This is a genomic window from Pseudarthrobacter sp. fls2-241-R2A-168 (assembly GCF_030209335.1).
Taxonomy (GTDB): Bacteria; Actinomycetota; Actinomycetes; order Actinomycetales; family Micrococcaceae; genus Arthrobacter.
Genome location: NZ_JARVSG010000019.1, coordinates 16,952 through 34,948 on the forward strand (window position 1 = coordinate 16,952; position 17,997 = coordinate 34,948).

A 17,997-nucleotide genomic window follows, 5' to 3' on the forward strand; every position below is an offset into this window, starting at 1 on the left:
TCGGATCCCCGTGCCGCTGGTCATGCCTACTGCTGGTCAGCTGCACGGGGTTCTGTCTTGAAAGGACTGAATCATGGCAAAGCAGCTTGCGTTTAACGACGCTGCACGCCGGTCTCTTGAAGCCGGCATCGACAAGCTCGCCAACACCGTCAAGGTGACGCTCGGCCCCCGCGGCCGCAACGTTGTCCTGGACAAGAAGTGGGGCGCGCCCACCATCACGAACGACGGCGTCACCATCGCCCGCGAAGTCGAGCTGGACGACCCGTACGAGAACCTTGGCGCCCAGCTGGCCAAGGAAGTTGCCACCAAGACCAACGATGTTGCCGGCGACGGCACCACCACCGCAACGGTCCTGGCCCAGGCACTGGTCAAGGAAGGCCTGCGCAACGTTGCAGCAGGTGCTGCCCCCGGCCAGATCAAGCGCGGCATCGAGGTTTCCGTTGAAGCCGTCGCCGCCCGCCTGCTGGAGAACGCCCGCCCCGTAGAAGGCACCCAGGTGGCCAGCGTTGCAGCCATCTCCGCCCAGAGCGACGAGGTTGGCGAGCTCCTGGCCGAGGCTTTCGGCAAGGTTGGCAAGGATGGTGTGATCACCATCGAGGAATCCTCCACCACGCAGACCGAACTGGTCCTCACCGAGGGCATGCAGTTCGACAAGGGCTACCTGTCGCCGTACTTCATCACGGATGCGGACCGCCAGGAGGCAGTCCTCGAAGACGCACTCATCCTGATCAACCAGGGCAAGATCTCCTCGCTGCAGGACTTCCTGCCGCTGCTGGAGAAGGCACTTCAGGCCGGCAAGCCGCTGTTCATCATTGCCGAAGACGTCGACGGCGAGGCCCTGTCCACGCTGATCGTCAATCGCATCCGCGGCACCCTGAATGTCGTTGCCGTCAAGGCTCCCGGCTTCGGTGACCGCCGCAAGGCCATGCTGCAGGACATCGCCACCCTCACCGGTGCGCAGGTTGTCTCCCCGGAGCTGGGCCTGAGCCTGGACACCGTTGGCCTCGAGGTGCTGGGTACCGCCCGCCGCATCACGGTCACCAAGGACAACACCACCATCGTTGACGGCGCCGGAACGGCCGAGGACGTGGCAGCCCGCGTGGCACAGCTGCGTGCCGAGCTGACCCGCACCGACTCCGACTGGGACAAGGAGAAGCTCCAGGAGCGCCTGGCCAAGCTGGCCGGCGGTATTGGCGTCATCAAGGTTGGCGCAGCCACCGAGGTTGAGCTGAAGGAAAAGAAGCACCGCATCGAGGACGCAGTATCCTCCACCCGCGCTGCCCTCGAAGAAGGCATCGTGGCCGGTGGCGGTTCGGCCCTGATCCACGCCCTCAAGGCACTGGATGAGGACCCCGCTGTCAAGGCCCTCGACGGCGATGCAGCAGCTGCTGTGGGCATCGTCCGCCGCGCCCTGGTCCAGCCGCTGCGCTGGATCGCCCAGAACGCCGGCTTCGACGGCTACGTCATCACGGCCAAGGTTGCCGAACTCGAAACCAACAACGGCTTCAACGCCAAGTCGGGCGAGTACGAGGACCTGATCGCCGCCGGCGTGATCGACCCCGTCAAGGTCACCCGCGCAGCCCTCCGCAACGCAGCCTCCATCGCTGCCCTGGTTCTCACCACCGAGACCCTTGTTGTGGAGAAGCCCGCCGACGAAGACGAGCACGCAGGCCACAGCCACAGCCACTAAGCCCCACCGTCGCAAAAAACCGGTCCAGCATCAGCTGGGCCGGTTTTTTTGTACCCGGGAAACCCCGGGGGAAGCAAGCCTACTTCTTCACGGCGTAACGCACATGGGTGGCGAATGTGGAGCTGACAGTTTTGATGATTTCGAGGTCCACGTCTTGATCGAAGCCGTCGAACAGGCGTTTGCCCGCTCCCAGGATCACCGGTGCCGTGGACAGCACGAGCTCGTCCACCCGCCCGGCGGCCAGTGCCTGCCGGATCACGTCCGCGCCCCCGCCGATCGACACGTCCTTGCCTCCGGCCTCCGCAACAGCCCGCGCCAGGGCCTCTTCAAGCCCGGACACAAACGTGAAGCCGGACTCTGTCGCAGGCTGGTCCTGCACACGGTGGGTAAGCACCATCAGTGGGCCGGGGAACGGGTTGGTTCCTCCCCATGCTCCGGCAGCGTCGTACATCCCGCGGCCCACAATGCCGGCGCCCAGGCCGGCAACAAGTTCGTCGTAGAAGTCCTTGTCGGGGCCCTGCATCGCGAAGTCGTGTCCGCCGTCGTAGGTCCAGGGGCCGCCCATCACCCAGTAGTGCAACCGTTCGCCGCCCTTGCCCAGGCCGTAGGCTGGCCCGTCGTCGGGGCCGGTAATAAAACCGTCAACCGAGGTGGTGATGGCCGCGATGACCCTGGCCAAGGCTGTCAGCCCATCTCCCGGGTTTCGACCTCACCTGCGCGCTCGTAGACCAGGGACACCGCCCCTTTCGGGAAGCTTCGTGCCGGCTCGGCGAGGCGGAAGGCGGCGGGGATGGTTCCGGCGTCGAAGAGGCGCTTGCCCTGCCCTAACGTGACCGGGTAGAGCCAGATGTGGAGGCGGTCCAGCACGTTGGCCGCGAGCAGCGAGCGGATGAGGACGCCGCTGCCGAACATGTGCACCTCGCCGTACTCGTCGCGGAGCCTTCCCGCGGCGGTGGCATCCGGCAGCACCGTAGTGCCCTCCCATCCAGGCGATGTAAGGCCCTTGGACACAACGAACTTGGGCACCCGGTTCAGCGTGCCCCCGATCTCGTCGGACTGGTGGGGCCAGTAGGCGGCAAAGATGTCATAGGTCTTCCGGCCCAGAAGCAGGGCGTCAATCTTGGCGATCTCCTCGCCGATGGCGGCCCCGGCCTCGTCATCGGACACCGGCGCCTGCCAGCCACCGAAGGCGAAGTTGCCCTCGGTGTCCTCTTCGCGGCCGCCGGGCGCCTGGTACACGCCGTCAAGGGTAAGGAACAGGTTTGCAACGATGATTCCCACGCGTCCAGTGTGGAGCAGCCTCCGGGCGCTGTCCAGAGTCCGCGTGGCAGACTGATGCCATGCTGCTCGATGAGCTCGTGAAGACCACGGACGCCGTCGCGTCCACCCGCTCCAGGCTCGCGAAGGTGGACGCGCTGGCGGACCTGCTGCGCCGGCTGGACGCGGCGGAGATCACGACGGCGGTGGGCCTGCTCAGTGCCAAGCCGCGCCAAGGCCGCGTCGGGGTCGGCTGGCGCGGCATGTCGGCGGCCATGGGGGAGCCCGCCGCTGCACCCAGCCTCACCGTGGCCGACCTCGACGCCGCATTGGACCGGCTGCTCGCTACTGCCGGTGCCGGATCAGCCGCGGAGCGCGCTGCCACCCTCCGGACACTGACCGCGGCAGCCACCGAACGCGAGCAGGCATTCATCGCCGGAGTGCTGCTGGGCGAGTTGCGGACCGGCGCAGTCGAAGGCGTACTGACTGATGCGGTGGCGCGCGCCGCGGACCGTCCGGTTGAAGCAGTTCGCCGCGCGGCTATGCTCTCCGGCGATCTTGGCGGAACCGCACTGCTGGCGCTGACGGGCACGGCGGCCGAGCTGGATGAGGTGGGCCTCGTCGTCGGCCGTCCTGTGCAGCCCATGCTCGCCGCCACAGCGGCCAGCGTGGACGCGGCGCTTGAGGTCACGGGCGAGGCCTCCGTGGAATATAAGCTCGACGGCGCCCGCATCCAGGTGCACCGGGTTGGCGACGACGTGCGCATCTTCACCCGAACGCTCGCCGAGGTGACCCACCGCCTGCCCGAAGTGGTGGAGGTGGTGCGCGGTTTGCCGGTGCGCGACGTGATCCTCGACGGCGAGACCCTCGCCTTGGACGAGGACGGCGGGCCCCGCCCATTCCAGGAGACGATGTCCCGTTTCGGGGCGGAGGCGGCGCGCACCACCCTGCTGCACCCATGGTTTTTCGACGTGCTGCACTTGGACGGCCGCGACCTGCTGGACGAGCCGCTGGCCACGCGGCTCGCGGTGCTCGAACGCATCGCGCCCGGGCACAGAATCCCTGGAAGAATCACGGCTGATGCCGGTGTTGCCGGGCAAGTGTCCCGTGATGCGCTCTCCGCCGGCCACGAGGGCGTGATGGTGAAAGCCGTGGGATCGGCCTACGCGGCCGGCCGGCGTGGATCCAACTGGATCAAGGTGAAACCGGTGCTCACCTACGACCTGGTGGTGCTCGCCTGCGAGTGGGGGTCGGGGCGCCGCACCGGGCTGCTCTCCAACCTGCACCTGGGCGCGCTTGACCCCGCCGGAGAGTTCGGCCCGCCCGGCGGGTACGTGATGGTGGGCAAAACCTTCAAGGGCCTCACCGACGCGTTACTGCAATGGCAGACCGAAAGGTTCCAGGATCTTGAGGTGCGCCGCACAGCCGGAACCGTGTGGATGGAACCCGCCACCGTTGTCGAGATCGCGATCGACGGCGTGCAGCAGTCCACGCGCTATCCGGGCGGGATCGCGCTCCGCTTCGCCCGCGTCAAGCGCTACCGCGACGACAAAACCGCGGCGGAGGCAGACACCATCCAAACGCTTCGCGGGCTGCTCCGTTCCTAGCCGGTCAGGCTGTTGTCTCAGCTGCGCGGCGGGCGTACGGTGGCGCTTAAGCACGGCTGGCCGCGCATTGTAAAGAGGTCCTGAAAGCACCCGCATGGAGGGCCGGCCGGGCGGGATCCGAAAGGAGGCCAGGTGACAGCTGAGACAGGCCTGGACCAGGGCCGGTCAGCCTTTCGTGACCACCGGTGGACCGATGCGTTCGAAAACTTCCGCGATGCGGACCAGCGGGGTGGACTGCCGGCAGCGGACCTTGAACGGCTGGCCACGGCGGAGATTCTGACCGGCAACGCGGTGACCGGCCTGGAATCGCTCACCCGGGCCCACGAGGAGTACCTGGTCATGGGCGACATCGTGGGCGCCGCACGGTGTGCTGGCTGGATGGCGATGCACTTAACGCATCTGGGGGAGGGGGCGCGGGCCGGAGGTTGGCTGGCACGCGGCCGGAGGCTGGTGGATGAACTCGCCGAACCGGACGCGGTGCAGGGCTTCCTGCTCATCCCGCAGTGCCTGGGAATGCTGTACGGCGGCGACCCCGCAGGAGCCCTCAAGCTGTTTTCCGAGGCTGCGCAGATCGGCCAACGGTTCCAGGACAGGGACCTGTCCGCTCTCGCGCTGCTCGGCACCGGCCAGGCCACCCTGGAACTGGGCCGACCCGAGGAGGGCCTGCGGATCTTCGATGAAGTGATGGTGGCTGTCACGGCGGGGGAACTCTCAGCAGTGCCGTCAGGAATTGCCTACTGCGCCGTGATCGGAAACTGCCACATTGCCTTCGACCTGGAACGGGCCTTGCAATGGACGGCCGCCCTCGACCGCTGGTGCCGGGACCGCCCCGACATGGTCGCCTTCAGCGGACAATGCCAGGCCCACAGGGCAGAACTGTTCCGGCTGCACGGAGCCTGGGCGGAAGCGCTCGAAGCAGCCACCGCGGCCCAGGATCGATCCGGCCGGGGTGATCCCCAGGCGATGTACGGGGGCCATTACCAGCAGGGCGAAGTAGAGCGGCTGACCGGGAAACTGGATCTGGCGGAAACTTCCTTCATGCAGGCGGCGCGCAGCGGTTATGAGCCGCAACCCGGACTGGCCCTGGTGTCCCTGGCGCGCGGCGAGGTGCAGCAGGCGCAGGCAATGATCCGGCGGGCCGCTGGCCTGGCTGACGCGGCTACGCGCCGGCATCTGTTGCCCGCGCTGGTGGACATCGAGCTGGCAGTCCCTGACCTGCCCGCAGCGGGCAAGGGTGCCGCGGAACTGGCCCGCTTCGCGCAGGAGTGCCCCCTGCCCATGGTGCGGGCGGTCGCGCGCCAGGCTGAAGGAGCGGTCCGGCTGGAGGAAGGTGATCCGGGCGGCGCGTCCCAATCCTTGCGCCAGGCCTGGCATCTCTGGCTTGAACTTGGCGTGCCGTACGAGGCTTCCCGCTGCCGGGTCCTGATCGGACGGGCCTGCCGGGATCTTGGCGATGAAGCGTCAGCACGGATGGAGCTCGAAGCGGCGCATGCGGAGTTCCTGGAGCTGGGAGCGGCGCCGGCGGCTGCCTGGGCGGCCTCGCTGATGCCAACGAACGACGGCGGGACCGCCGGGCCCCTGACCCCCAGGGAAGCGGAGGTGCTGCGGCTCGTGGCCTCCGGCCAGGGCAACCGGGCCATTGCGGCGCTCCTTTTCCTCAGCGAAAAGACGGTGGCACGGCATATCAGCAACATCTTCCTGAAGCTGGGCCTGTCCTCGAGGTCCGCGGCCACCAGGTATGCCTTTGAACACGGGCTGGCCGGCTGACGGGACCTGCACAGAATTACCCATCCAGTGCCCGCCGCGCATTTGCATAATTTCCCCGAAGCCGGGAAGAAGGCCCCGATCATAGCCTCGAAGCATGAACCTTCCAGTCCTTGCAGGCACCCTCTCGACGGTGCTCTTTGCCGTGGGAATGCTGCCAATGCTGGTGAAAGCCGCACGCACGCGGGACCTCGCTTCCTACAGCCTGGGGAACCTGGTCCTGAGCAATGTAGCCAACGCCGTGCACTGCGTTTACGTTTTCAACCTCCCGGCCGGGCCCATCTGGGTCCTCCACCTCGCCTACGTCCTCGCCTCCGCGCTGATGCTGGCGTGGTGGCTGCGCTACCGGGAAGCGGACGGCGACGGCCGGAGCACCCGGGCAGCAGGACACCAGGAACGTTCAACAGCAGGCATCCCCCTTAAAGAAGCAGGAGCACAGCCATGAACAACAACAACGTGACCGGCATGCTGGACACGATCATCATCGGCGGTGGCCAGGCAGGCCTCACGGTGGGCCATCACCTGAAGAAGCAGCAACGGAACTTCCTCATCCTGGACGCAAACCCGCGAACGGGAGACGCATGGCGCCAGCGCTGGGACTCGCTCCGGGTGTTCACCCCCGCCAAGTACGACGGCCTGCCGGGCGAGCCGTTCCCGGCAGACCCGCTGTCCTTCCCCACCAAGGATGAGGTGGCCGGATACCTGGAAGGATACGCCGAACGGAACGCCCTGCCCGTGCTGCACGGCACCCGGGTGGAACGCTTGTGGCGGGAAGGCGGGCACTTCATCGCAGCAGCAGCCGACGGACGCCGCTGGGAGGCGCGCAACGCCGTCGTCGCCACCGGAGTCAGCCAGACCCCCAAGGTTCCCGGCTTCGCCACGGATCTGGCACCTTCCACGGTCCAGCTCCATTCGGCCGCCTACCGGAATCCGGGGCAGCTGCAGGACGGCTCCGTCCTGGTGGTGGGGCTGGGAAACTCGGGCGCAGAGATCGCCTTCGAAGTGAGCAGGACGCATCCCACCACTGTCGCCGGAAAGCCCGGGGGCGAACTGCCGGTGAAGCACGGGCGGGCCGCCGCCCGCTATGTGCTGCCGGTGGTGCGCTTCCTCGGCCTGCACGTCCTGAACCTCAACACTCCGGTGGGACGCAAAGTGGCGCCCGCCTTCAAGGCACACGCCGCGCCCCTGATCCGGACTAAAACCAAGGACCTGGCCGCAGCAGGGGTGCGCCTGGTGCCACGTGTCACAGGCGTGGAGGACGGGAAGCCGGTCCTGGCGGACGGCACCCGATTGGACGTTGCAAACGTGATCTGGTGCACCGGTTTCCGCGACGACTTCAGCTGGATCGATCCGGACCTGCTCGTGGACGGTGAGCTGCCGCGGCAGCATCGCGGCGTGGCGCTCGATACGCCGGGTTTGTTCTTCCTGGGGCAGGAATTTTTGTACGCTGCGGCATCGGCAACACTGCCGGGAGCGGGCCGCGACGCGCGGTACTTGGCCGGAAAAATACCCTCCCTGGGTAGAATCGATGTTTTGCCTATGCGCCAGTGAGGTCTATTAGTGTCCGTAGCGAGAACAGAGGCTGCAGCCAAACCGCTGCCCGGAGCCAGTACCAGAAGCCGGAAACCCACCTTCCGGCCCGAGGTCCAAGGGCTCCGGGCGCTCGCCGTGCTGATGGTAGTTGCCTACCATGTGTGGCTTGGCCGGGTGTCCGGCGGCGTGGATATCTTCCTGCTGATCTCGGCCTTCCTGCTCACACTGTCGTTCGTCCGGAAAGCCGAGGCCGGGCGTCCATTCGGCCTTGTGGCGCACTGGCTGCACCTGTTCAAGCGGCTGTTGCCGGCCGCCGTCGTGGTGATCCTGGGCGTCCTTGCCGGAACCTGGCTGATCCTGCCGCAAAGCCGCTGGCCGCAGGTGCTGGACCAGGCCTGGGCCTCCCTCCTGTACAGCCAGAACTGGCTGCTCGCCGACACCGCCGTTGACTACTACGCCCAGGACCACGCCGGGGCCAGCCCCCTCCAGCACTTCTGGTCGCTCTCCATCCAGGGCCAGGTGTTCATCCTCTGGCCGCTGGTCTTCGCCGGAACTGCGGGGCTGCTGGCGCTTCTGCGCCGGGTTCCTGCCTGTGCCGGCATAACCTACCGCGGGCTGCTGGCGGTGGTCTTCGGCGCGGTCTTTGCCTGGTCGCTCGCCTACTCGGTGGAGCAGACCGCCACCAACCAGGCGTACGCCTACTTCGACACCCGCGCCCGCCTCTGGGAGTTCGCCCTGGGGTCCCTGCTGGCCCTCGCACTGCCCTACCTCAAACCCGCACGTGGGCTGCGGGTAATGCTGGGCTGGGCCGGGCTGGCGGCCATGGTCTCGTGCGGCCTGCTGCTGACCGTGGACCGATCCTTCCCCGGATACGTTGCGCTGTGGCCGACGCTGGCAGGCGCCGCCATCATTACGGCCGGGCAGACCGGGAGCCGCTTCGGCGTGGACAGGATCCTCAGCAGCAGGCCGCTGGTGGCGCTGGGGGACAATTCCTACGCGCTGTACCTGTGGCACTGGCCGGTCCTTGTCCTGGCGCTCGCCGCCACCGGCGTGGAGGCACCCAACCTGGTCCAGGGCCTCGCCATCGTCGGGGCCTCCGTGGTCCTGGCCGTCCTCACCACCCGCTTCGTGGAGAAGCCGCTGCGGGACTGGCACTGGCCGAAACTGCGCGCGTGGCGCACCGCCGTCGTGATTGTTGCCTGCGGCGCCCTGCTGGCAGGTCCCGTGGCCATTTGGCAGACCACCCTCACCGCTGAGGAAAGCGCGACGGCGGCACAGCCACGGGAGCTGACGCCGGGGGCCGCGGCGCTCAGCCCCGGTAACGCCCCCGTACCCGCCCCTGACGCCAGGATCATTCCAGGCCCCGCCGCCCTGGACAACGACTGGGCCGGCATCCAGGACCCGTGCATCGGTGCCAACGCCACCCTTGATCCCATCCTCGAAGGCTGCCGGCAGGCGGTTCCGGAGGGGGAGGTGACCAAGCGCATCGTGGTCCTGGGGGATTCGCACTCGCAGCAATACCTGGGCGCCCTCGCGCCCATCGCGGCGGCACGCGGCTGGGAACTGGTAACGCTGCTGATGCCGGCCTGCCGCTTCGGTGCAGAATCGGAGACCCGGAACGCCGAGTGCAACGCCTACAACCAGGCCAGCGCCGCCTATGTCCTGGAACACCGGCCGGACGCAGTGTTCACCGTGGCATCGCTGACCCATGAAGAAGCGCCGTTCGAGACCGAGGTGCCGGGCTACCTGGACGGCGTCCGGCCGTTCGCCGACGCGGGCATCGAGATCGTAGGGATCCGGGACAACCCGCGGTTCACTTTCAACATGCCCGAGTGCGTGCAGCGCAACGGCGCGGACGCCCACGAATGCAGCGTCCCTGTGGAGGAGTCCCTGGCAAACCCGTCTCCGCTGGAGGCCTACCGGGGCAAAGTCGGGGGGCTCCACCTGATGGACCTGAGCGACTTCATCTGCGCCCGCGGCATCTGCCCGGGCGTGGTAGGGAACGTGTACGTCTATAAGGATGACAACCACCTCACCCGGACTTACGTGGAGACCATGATCCCCATGTTCGAGCAGCGCCTCCTCGCCGCCACAGGCTGGAGCTGAAGAGTTAGCCCGCGGCTTGGACGTTAGGAGCGGGTGCGGCGTGCGGTTGCTCACATTGTCGGCTTGGAATAGGGGGATCGGCGCCAAGGTTCTAATATTTACTCAACACTTTCTGACCTCCGGACCGCCGCGCAGCGGTGATCTGCACAACTTCCTGCACAGGCCAGTCCCGTAATGACGGGCTGGTCATCGGCTGCAACCCCTACCCGCACGCAACCAAGGTAAGAGGCGCACTCATGACCGAGCCCGAACACAACCCCTTTGGCTTCATCGGCCTGACCTACGACGACGTCCTGCTCCTTCCGGGCCACACGGAGGTCATCCCCTCCGAAGCGGACACGTCCTCCCGGATTTCCAAGCGGATCACCGTGCAGACGCCGCTGCTGTCCGCGGCCATGGACACGGTGACAGAGTCACGGATGGCTATCGCCATGGCCCGCCAGGGCGGCCTGGGCGTGGTGCACCGCAACCTGTCCATCGCCGACCAGGCGGACCAGGTGGACCGCGTCAAGCGCAGCGAGTCCGGCATGATCACCAACCCGCTGACTATCCGGCCCGAGGCCACGCTGCGCGAACTCGATGACCTGTGCGCCCAGTACCGCGTGTCCGGCCTGCCGGTTGTTGACGAGGACAACCGCCTTCTGGGCATCGTCACCAACCGCGACACCCGCTTTGTGCCTGAGTCCGACTTTCCGCTGCGGCTCGTCAGCGACGTGATGACCAAGATGCCCCTGGTCACCGGGCATGTGGGCATCAGTCGCGAAGAGGCCTCGCACAAGCTGGCTACCAACAAGATCGAAAAGCTGCCCCTGGTGGATGAGCAGGGCCGGCTGAAGGGCCTGATCACCACCAAGGACTTCACCAAGGCGGAGCAGTACCCGCTGGCCACGAAGGACGATGAAGGCCGCCTCCGCGTAGGCGCTGCCATCGGCTTCTTCGGGGACGGCTGGGAGCGCGCCATGGCACTGGTTGATGCCGGCGTCGACGCCCTGTTCGTGGACACGGCCAACGGCCACTCGCAGGGCGTGCTGGACATGATTCGCCGCCTCAAGTCCGATCCCGTGGCAGCGCATGTGGACGTCATCGGCGGCCAGGCGGCCACCCGTGAAGGCGCCCAGGCCCTGATCGACGCCGGCGCTGACGGCATCAAGGTGGGCGTGGGACCGGGCTCCATCTGCACCACCCGTGTGGTGGCCGGTGTGGGCGTTCCGCAGATCACTGCCATCTACGAATCCGCCAAGGCAGCTATCCCTGCCGGGGTTCCCCTCATTGCCGACGGCGGCCTGCAGTACTCGGGCGACATCGGCAAGGCCCTGGTGGCCGGCGCCGACACCGTGATGCTCGGCTCCCTGCTGGCCGGCTGCGATGAGTCACCGGGCGAGCTGATCTTCGTCAACGGCAAGCAGTTCAAGTCCTACCGCGGCATGGGCTCCCTCGGCGCAATGCAGTCCCGGGGCAAGAACACGTCCTACTCCAAGGACCGCTACTTCCAGGCGGACGTTTCCGGTGATGACAAGCTCATTCCCGAAGGCATTGAAGGCCGCGTGGCGTACCGCGGGCCGCTGGCTTCCGTGGCCTACCAGCTGGTGGGCGGCCTGCGCCAGACCATGTTCTACACCGGCGCACCCACCGTCCCGGAGCTGAAGGCGCGCGGCAAGTTCGTCCGGATCACCCCCGCCGGACTGAAGGAATCGCACCCGCACGACATCCAAATGACCGTCGAGGCGCCGAACTACGGCTCCCGCTAATCCCCGGCGCCTCCCTGACCTTGCTTCGCTGCGGCCAGGGAACCCTGGCGCCGTGGGCCCAACCGGCGCGTCCCTGACCTTGCTTCGTTGCGGCCAGGGAACCCTGGCGCCGTGGGCCCAACCGGCGCGTCCCTGACCTTGCTTCGCTGCGGCCAGGGAACCCTGGCGCCGTGGGCCCAACCGACGCCTTCCGGGACCCGGTGGTTGGGGTTGTCGTAACCCGATTCGGCACACTCAACCGCCGGGATCTGCCGCCACTAGGCTGATCTCATGCCCCCATCACGCCATCCGGCGGAACTGACCCCCAAGCGGGAACCCTCGCGGCGCCTGGCCCTTCGCCCTTACGCCCGGGCCGTAGCCCAGGTGTTGCGGGTCAGTTTCCGCGCCTCCCCGGGCGCCGTCATCATGAAGGTGCTCGGCTCGCTGATCTCGGCCGTGCTACCCCTGGTGACCACGTACTTCGCCGCGCTCACCACCACGGCCCTGGCAGCGGCTTACTCCGGTGACGCCGGGGCGGGCCAACTGGCAATTGTCTACGTCATCATCACCGCCGCGCTCGGCCTCTTCTGGGGCGCCTTCAACAGCGTGGACCGCTACATCCAGCAACTGATGAGCTTCAAGGTGGGCGCCATCGTGGGCGACCAGATGTACGAGCGGTTCCTCGCGCTCGAGTTCTGGCGCTACGACGACAAAGAAACTGTTGACCTGTACGACCGCGCCAAACGTTTCTCCGACTCCTACGCCCGCGTGCTGGACCGGATTGCCGCCATCTTCACCCAGCTCGTTTCCGTGGTCCTCGCCGTGGGCGCCCTGCTGCTGGTCAGCTGGTGGATCGCGGTGATCGTCCTGGTGGCCATCGTGCCCAGCGTCTACCTGCAGTTCAAGCTGTCCCGGGAGCAGATTGCGCACTGGAACACGCAGGTGGACTCCCGGCGGCAGCGCCGGATGATCGAACAGAACCTGCTCCGGCCGCAGCACATCGCCGAGATGCGGCTGTACGGCATCGTGGGCTTCCTGATGGATCTCCGTTCCCGCCTGCGCGACGCCGACGAGCGCCGCCGTCTTGATTTCCAGCGCCGCTACATCCCCAAGCAGCTTGCCGCGGACGCCCTCCAGTACGGCGCAGAAGTGGTCTCGTTGATCTGGGTGGTGGGGCAGATCATCACCCGCGCACAGCCGGTGGGCCAGTTCCTGTACGTGCAGCAGATCGTCAGCCGGGCGCTGTCCACGGCCAACAACCTGGTCTCTTCCCTCAGCTCGATCGACGAGGACCTGGCCAACCTCAAGGACTACGAACTGTTTATGGCCCTGCCGGTGCACTCGGAGCACGCCCCGCCGCTGCTGGAATCCCCGAAAACCGTTGAACTGAAAGACATCCGGTTCACGTACACCGGCAGTGACATTGAAGTGATCCGCGGCATCAGCATGACCATCCGTGAAGGGCAGCACATCGCCATCGTGGGGGAGAACGGCGCCGGGAAGTCCACGCTGATCCGCATCCTCGCGGGCCTCTACCGCCCCGACTCCGGGCAGGTAATGCTCGACGGCGTGGACCTCGCCGCCGTCGACGTCACCTCCTGGCACCGCCACCTGGCCGTGCTGAGCCAGGAGTTCCTCAAATACGAATTCGCCACCGCCGCCGAAAATATCTACTTCGGCGACGTCGACTCGCCCCGGGACGAGGTCCGCATCCGCAGGTCCGCCGCGGACGCCGAGGCACTGGACTTCATCAACAAGCTGCCGAACGGGCTGGACAACCACGTCAGCAACTGGATGGAGGACCCGCGCGGACGTAAGGGCAGCGGCCTTTCCGGCGGCCAGTGGCAGCGCCTGGCGATGGCCCGGAACTTCTACCGGGACGCCTCATTCATGGTGATGGACGAGCCGACGTCCGCCATCGACGCCCTGGCCGAGCACCGCATTTTCACCCGCCTTTTCGCGGACCGGAGCAGCACCATCATCGCCATCAGCCACCGCCTGGCCACCATCGAAAAAGCAGACATCGTGTACATGCTGGAGGACGGCAGGATCGTGGAGCAGGGCACGCACAAGGAACTGGTCTCCCTTCGGGGCCGCTACTTCCGGATGTTCGAATCCCAAATCCCCGTCGAGGAAGCCACCGGAACTTAAGCCTCCACAATGGTGGTGCGGACCCGGGCCAGGCTGGGACGGGGCGGGACGCTGCTGAAGCCAAAGGTTACTGCCGGTGCAATAGACGCCAGCGGGCCGGCGTCGGCGCCCTTCCAACGGACGACGGCGGATGCGATGGTGTGAAGGTCGCTCACCCCGTAAAACTCCCGCCTGCCGCTTCCCGCAGTGCCGGCTGTCCGGGAGCCTCCGCTGAGCAAACCCGCTACCGGGCTGACAGCCCGCAGCCACCGGGGATGGACGGCGAGGGGGCGGGGGACTGCCCGCAACGTCCGGCCCAGGAGCGTCCGCCCGCCGAAGCGTGCGCTGATGGCCAGCGGGCCGGCGTCGACCTTCAATGCCGGGTGCTCCAGCCGCGCGGACAGGCCAACCACCCGGATCTCATCGAAGTTGTAGGTGCTTGAGATGAAGTCAGCCAAGTCCTGCGTTGGCGCGAGCAGCAGCCGGTGCCCGGAAGGCTCCTGCATCATGACGTCGGCGAACGGACCAAACGGGGAGGAGTCCCAGATTCCCACCACTGCCCGCAGGCCCGATCCGGTGCCAATGCCGGCAATATGGCCGTCGAAGATCCAGCGGCTGCCCATACGGTCCACTGTAGCCAAGGACAGCACTGCGGCTGGGATAACCTAGAGCAGTGACTTACGAGATCGAGATCGGCCGTGGCAAGCGTGGGCGTCGTGCCTACTCCCTGGATGACATTGCAATTGTCCCTAACCGTCGTACCCGCGACCCCAAGGACGTCTCCGTCTCGTGGCAGATCGACGCCTACCAGTTCGATATGCCCGTCATCGCGGCCCCGATGGACTCAGCTATGTCCCCGGCAACAGCCATTGCCCTGGGCAAGCTCGGCGGCCTGGGTGTGCTGGACCTCGAAGGGCTCTGGACCCGGTACGAGGACCCGCAGCCGGTCCTCGACGAGATCGGTGCGCTCGAAGACGAGGTCAACAGCCCCGCCGTGACCGGGCGGATGCAGGAGCTGTACATGGCACCCATCCAGCCCGACTTGATTACGTCGCGCCTGGCTGAGATGCGGGCCGCCGGCGTGACGGTGGCCGGCTCCCTCACCCCGCAGCGCACCCAGGAGCACTACAAGACCGTCCTGGCTGCCGGCGTCGACATCTTTGTGATCCGCGGAACCACAGTGTCCGCCGAGCACGTGTCCAAGGACCACGAACCGCTGAACCTCAAACAGTTCATCTACGAACTGGACGTCCCCGTCATCGTGGGCGGCGCAGCCGGGTACACCCCCGCCCTGCACCTCATGCGCACCGGCGCAGCCGGCGTCCTGGTGGGCTTCGGCGGCGGCGCCACCACCACCACGCGCCGCGCCCTGGGTATCCATTCGCCCATGGCATCGGCCATTTCCGACGTCGCCGCGGCCCGCCGCGACTACATGGACGAGTCCGGCGGCCGCTACGTCCACGTGATCGCCGACGGCGGCATGGGCACCTCCGGCGACATCGTCAAGGCGATCGCCATGGGAGCCGACGCCGTGATGCTCGGCAGCGCGCTGGCCCGCGCGGAAGAAGCACCCGGCAAGGGCTGGCACTGGGGCCAGGAGGCACACCACCTGGAACTGCCCCGAGGAGACCGCGTCAACGTCGGGACGGTCGGCCCCCTTGAAGAGGTCCTCTTCGGACCCGGCCACCACACCAACGGAACCGCGAACCTCATCGGTGCCCTCCGCCGCTCCATGGCAACCACCGGCTATTCGGACCTGAAGGAATTCCAGCGCGTCGACGTCGTGGTTTCCCCCTATTCCGGGAACTGACGCAGGGGGCAGGCCAATCCGTGCCTGCCCTGCCCAAGCGTGCCGCGACAAAGTAGTGTGGTTCCACGACCGGGACTAGCGGCACTGGAGGCGTTCAATGAAGAGTTTTCCTGACAACGGCGGAGCCCTGGGGCCTGCGGCCAGGGAAGCTGCCATCGGGCGGCTGAGGGCGACGGCGGACCCCGGCCGGGAGCTGGACATCCTCATTGTTGGCGGCGGCATCGTGGGTACCGGAGCTGCCCTGGATGCCGTCACCCGGGGGCTGGACGTGGGCATCGTTGAGGCGAGCGACTGGGCGGCCGGAACCTCCTCCCGGTCCTCCAAGCTCATCCACGGTGGACTGCGCTACCTGGAAATGCTTGACTTCGCGCTTGTCAAGGAGGCGCTGCAAGAGCGCGGGCTGCTGCTCTCCGAGCTCGCGCCGCACCTGGCCCGGCCCGTGCCCTTCCTGTATCCGCTGACCAAACCCTTCCTCGAACGGCCCTACGTTGGCGCGGGCATCGCCCTGTACGACGCCATGTCCGTCTCCAGCGGCCACAGCAGGGGAGTGCCGTTCCACAAACACCTCACCAGACGGGGAACGCTGCGCGCGGCGCCAAGCCTGAAGGACGACGCCTTTGTGGGATCCATCCGGTACTACGACGGCCAGGTGGATGACGCCAAATACGTCGCCAACCTGGTGCGGACGGCCGCCTACTACGGCGCCCACGCCGTAAACCAGATGGCAGTGGTGGACTTCCTGCGCGAAGGCGAACGGGTGGTGGGCGCCAAGGTGGTCAACCATGAAGACGGGACGCAGTTCAACATCCGGGCCAAGCAGGTCATCAACGCCACCGGCGTCTGGACCGACGAAACCCAGGCCATGGTCACCGAACGCGGCCAGCTGAAGGTCCGCGCCTCCAAGGGAATCCACCTGGTGGTTCCCCGCGACCGGTTCCAGTCCACCGTGGGCCTGATCCTGCGCACCGAGAAGTCCGTGCTGTTCGTTATCCCCTGGGGCCGCCACTGGATTATTGGCACCACGGACACGGACTGGCACCTGGACAAAGCCCATCCCGCTGCGTCCAGCAAGGACATCGACTACATCCTGGAGCACGTCAACAAGGTCCTCAAGCGGCCGCTGACCCGCGAAGACGTGGAAGGGGTCTACGCCGGCCTGCGCCCGCTGCTGGCCGGGGAAAACGACTCCACCGCGAAGCTGTCCCGCGAGCATGTTGTGGCACACCCTGTTCCGGGCCTGGTGGTGGTGGCCGGCGGCAAGTGGACCACGTACCGGGTGATGGCCAAGGACGCAGTGGACGAGGCAACCCGGACCATGGACGAACGGGTCCCGCCAAGCTGCACGGAAACCATCCCGCTGCTGGGCGCGAGCGGCTTCAAAGCGGCCTGGAACCGGCGGAACCGCACCGCTGAGGAGTCCGGCGTGCATGTGGCGCGGATAGAGCACCTGCTCAACCGCTACGGTTCCATGACCCCCGAGGTGCTGGCCATCATCAAGGAAAACCCTGCCCTCGCCGAACCGATCCCCGGCGCGGATGACTACCTGCAGGCTGAGGCGGTCTACGCAGCCACGCATGAAGGCGCCCGCCACGTCCACGACGTCCTCACACGGCGGACCCGGATTTCGATCGAGGCGTGGGACCGCGGTGTGTCAGCCGTTCCCGTAGTCGCTAAACTGATGGGTGACGTCCTTGGCTGGAGCGAAGCCCAACGCGAAAACGAAATCAGGCACTACATCGCACGGGTGGAGGCGGAACGCCTGAGCCAGCAACAGCCGGACGACGAATCCGCAGACGCCGCCCGGCTGGGCGTGGAAGATATCGTGCCCTTGCGCTGAAGGGCCCGCGGCACCAGCTCCTCACTGAAGGGATACGCCTTGGCGGAACCACTTGACCGGTACGATGCCGATCTCACCACCCCCGACATGGTCATCCTGGAGCTTGAGGCAAAAGACAAGGCGGACGCCGCCACCCAGCTTGCGGAACGGCTCTTCGCCGCCGGCCGCGTGTCGGACCTGCCCGGATTCCTTGAACACGTGAACGCACGGGAGCACCAGCTGGCCACCGGTCTTCCCGGCGGCATCGGCCTGCCGCATGCCCGCAGCGAATACGTCTCGCGCACCTCGATCGCCGTCGGTATTGCCAAGTACGGCCATGCCCTGGACTTCGGCGCCGCGGACGGCCCGGCCACGGTGATCCTGCTGATCGCCACCCCAGCCAGTTCCTTCTCGGACCACCTCGAAGTCCTGGCCACCCTGGCCCGTTCGCTGTCCAAGGAGTCCTTCCGCGAATCGCTCCGGCGTGCCTATGACCCCGAAGTTATTTCGGAGCTCATCAATTCCAGCCTGGTGTTTTTCGATCACTGACGCCCCGG

14 protein-coding genes are annotated in these 17,997 nt (G+C 66.9%); 11 read left to right on the forward strand and 3 right to left on the reverse strand.

What is annotated here, in order from left to right; genetic code table 11:
* The first annotated feature begins 73 nt into the window (after nt 1–73).
* Entirely contained in the window at nt 74–1,690 is a 1,617-nt protein-coding gene (gene groL / locus QRN11_RS12970; RefSeq protein WP_091415198.1) for a chaperonin GroEL, read from the forward strand.
* A gap of 79 nt (nt 1,691–1,769) precedes the next feature.
* On the opposite strand, the gene QRN11_RS12975 is transcribed toward groL, so the two are convergent.
* Together QRN11_RS12975 and QRN11_RS12980 are read right to left on the reverse strand one after the other, a co-directional pair.
* Nucleotides 1,770–2,369 carry a dihydrofolate reductase family protein gene (locus QRN11_RS12975; RefSeq protein ID WP_285251316.1) on the reverse strand — a complete coding sequence of 200 codons (600 nt, stop codon included), beginning with the start codon at nt 2,367–2,369 and terminating at the stop codon, nt 1,770–1,772.
* A gap of 5 nt (nt 2,370–2,374) precedes the next feature.
* Entirely contained in the window at nt 2,375–2,971 is a 597-nt protein-coding gene (locus QRN11_RS12980) for a dihydrofolate reductase family protein (protein WP_285251317.1), read from the reverse strand.
* Nucleotides 2,972–3,030: 59 nt separating this feature from the next.
* Here QRN11_RS12980 and QRN11_RS12985 point away from each other — a divergent pair, with 59 nt between their 5' ends.
* The 7 genes from QRN11_RS12985 (at nt 3,031) to QRN11_RS13015 (ending at nt 13,835) form a co-directional block, all read left to right on the forward strand.
* Nucleotides 3,031–4,554, forward strand: coding sequence for an ATP-dependent DNA ligase (locus QRN11_RS12985; protein WP_285251318.1), 1,524 nt, complete (start codon nt 3,031–3,033; stop codon nt 4,552–4,554).
* Between the two features lie 132 nt (nt 4,555–4,686).
* Nucleotides 4,687–6,321 carry a helix-turn-helix transcriptional regulator gene (locus QRN11_RS12990; RefSeq protein WP_285251319.1) on the forward strand — a complete coding sequence of 545 codons (1,635 nt, stop codon included), beginning with the start codon at nt 4,687–4,689 and terminating at the stop codon, nt 6,319–6,321.
* A 94-nt stretch (nt 6,322–6,415) separates the two neighbouring features.
* Nucleotides 6,416–6,763, forward strand: a complete 348-nt coding sequence (locus QRN11_RS12995; RefSeq protein WP_285251320.1) for a hypothetical protein — start codon at nt 6,416–6,418, stop codon at nt 6,761–6,763.
* The gene (locus QRN11_RS13000) at nt 6,760–7,869 is read left to right on the forward strand and encodes a flavin-containing monooxygenase (protein ID WP_285251321.1); all 1,110 of its coding nucleotides are present in this window, start codon (nt 6,760–6,762) and stop codon (nt 7,867–7,869) included. Before QRN11_RS12995 ends, QRN11_RS13000 begins: the two co-directional genes overlap by 4 nt.
* Nucleotides 7,870–7,878: 9 nt before the next feature.
* The gene (locus tag QRN11_RS13005; RefSeq protein ID WP_502935031.1) at nt 7,879–9,957 is read left to right on the forward strand and encodes an acyltransferase family protein; all 2,079 of its coding nucleotides are present in this window, start codon (nt 7,879–7,881) and stop codon (nt 9,955–9,957) included.
* Nucleotides 9,958–10,193: 236 nt separating this feature from the next.
* Nucleotides 10,194–11,705: an IMP dehydrogenase gene (gene guaB / locus QRN11_RS13010; protein ID WP_050054391.1), complete on the forward strand. Its 1,512-nt coding sequence runs from the start codon at nt 10,194–10,196 to the stop codon at nt 11,703–11,705.
* Between the two features lie 270 nt (nt 11,706–11,975).
* Nucleotides 11,976–13,835 carry an ABC transporter ATP-binding protein gene (locus tag QRN11_RS13015; RefSeq protein ID WP_142061419.1) on the forward strand — a complete coding sequence of 620 codons (1,860 nt, stop codon included), beginning with the start codon at nt 11,976–11,978 and terminating at the stop codon, nt 13,833–13,835.
* Here QRN11_RS13015 and QRN11_RS13020 read toward each other — a convergent pair.
* Nucleotides 13,832–14,437, reverse strand: a complete 606-nt coding sequence (locus tag QRN11_RS13020) for a hypothetical protein (RefSeq protein ID WP_285251322.1) — start codon at nt 14,435–14,437, stop codon at nt 13,832–13,834. The two genes, QRN11_RS13015 and QRN11_RS13020, sit on opposite strands and share 4 nt — an antisense overlap.
* 50 nt (nt 14,438–14,487) lie before the next feature.
* On the opposite strand from QRN11_RS13020, the gene QRN11_RS13025 reads away from it, so the two are divergent.
* The 3 genes from QRN11_RS13025 (at nt 14,488) to QRN11_RS13035 (ending at nt 17,989) form a co-directional block, all read left to right on the forward strand.
* Complete coding sequence (locus QRN11_RS13025; protein ID WP_285251323.1) at nt 14,488–15,624, forward strand: GuaB3 family IMP dehydrogenase-related protein; 1,137 nt, start codon at nt 14,488–14,490, stop codon at nt 15,622–15,624.
* Between the two features lie 97 nt (nt 15,625–15,721).
* The gene (locus QRN11_RS13030) at nt 15,722–17,461 is read left to right on the forward strand and encodes a glycerol-3-phosphate dehydrogenase/oxidase (RefSeq protein ID WP_285251324.1); all 1,740 of its coding nucleotides are present in this window, start codon (nt 15,722–15,724) and stop codon (nt 17,459–17,461) included.
* Nucleotides 17,462–17,500: 39 nt separating this feature from the next.
* Entirely contained in the window at nt 17,501–17,989 is a 489-nt protein-coding gene (locus tag QRN11_RS13035; protein WP_091415232.1) for a PTS sugar transporter subunit IIA, read from the forward strand.
* The last annotated feature ends 8 nt before the right edge of the window (nt 17,990–17,997 follow it).

What these genes read in the sequence shown, in the direction of transcription:
- QRN11_RS12985 (WP_285251318.1), top strand. Translation starts at nt 3,031, where the DNA reads ATGCTGCTCGATGAGCTCGTGAAGACCACGGACGCCGTCGCGTCCACC.
- QRN11_RS13000 (WP_285251321.1), top strand. Translation starts at nt 6,760, where the DNA reads ATGAACAACAACAACGTGACCGGCATGCTGGACACGATCATCATCGGC.
- QRN11_RS12995 (WP_285251320.1), top strand. Translation starts at nt 6,416, where the DNA reads ATGAACCTTCCAGTCCTTGCAGGCACCCTCTCGACGGTGCTCTTTGCC.
- groL (WP_091415198.1), top strand. Translation starts at nt 74, where the DNA reads ATGGCAAAGCAGCTTGCGTTTAACGACGCTGCACGCCGGTCTCTTGAA.
- QRN11_RS13030 (WP_285251324.1), top strand. Translation starts at nt 15,722, where the DNA reads ATGAAGAGTTTTCCTGACAACGGCGGAGCCCTGGGGCCTGCGGCCAGG.
- QRN11_RS13020 (WP_285251322.1), bottom strand. Translation starts at nt 14,437, where the DNA reads ATGGGCAGCCGCTGGATCTTCGACGGCCATATTGCCGGCATTGGCACC.
- QRN11_RS13015 (WP_142061419.1), top strand. Translation starts at nt 11,976, where the DNA reads ATGCCCCCATCACGCCATCCGGCGGAACTGACCCCCAAGCGGGAACCC.
- guaB (WP_050054391.1), top strand. Translation starts at nt 10,194, where the DNA reads ATGACCGAGCCCGAACACAACCCCTTTGGCTTCATCGGCCTGACCTAC.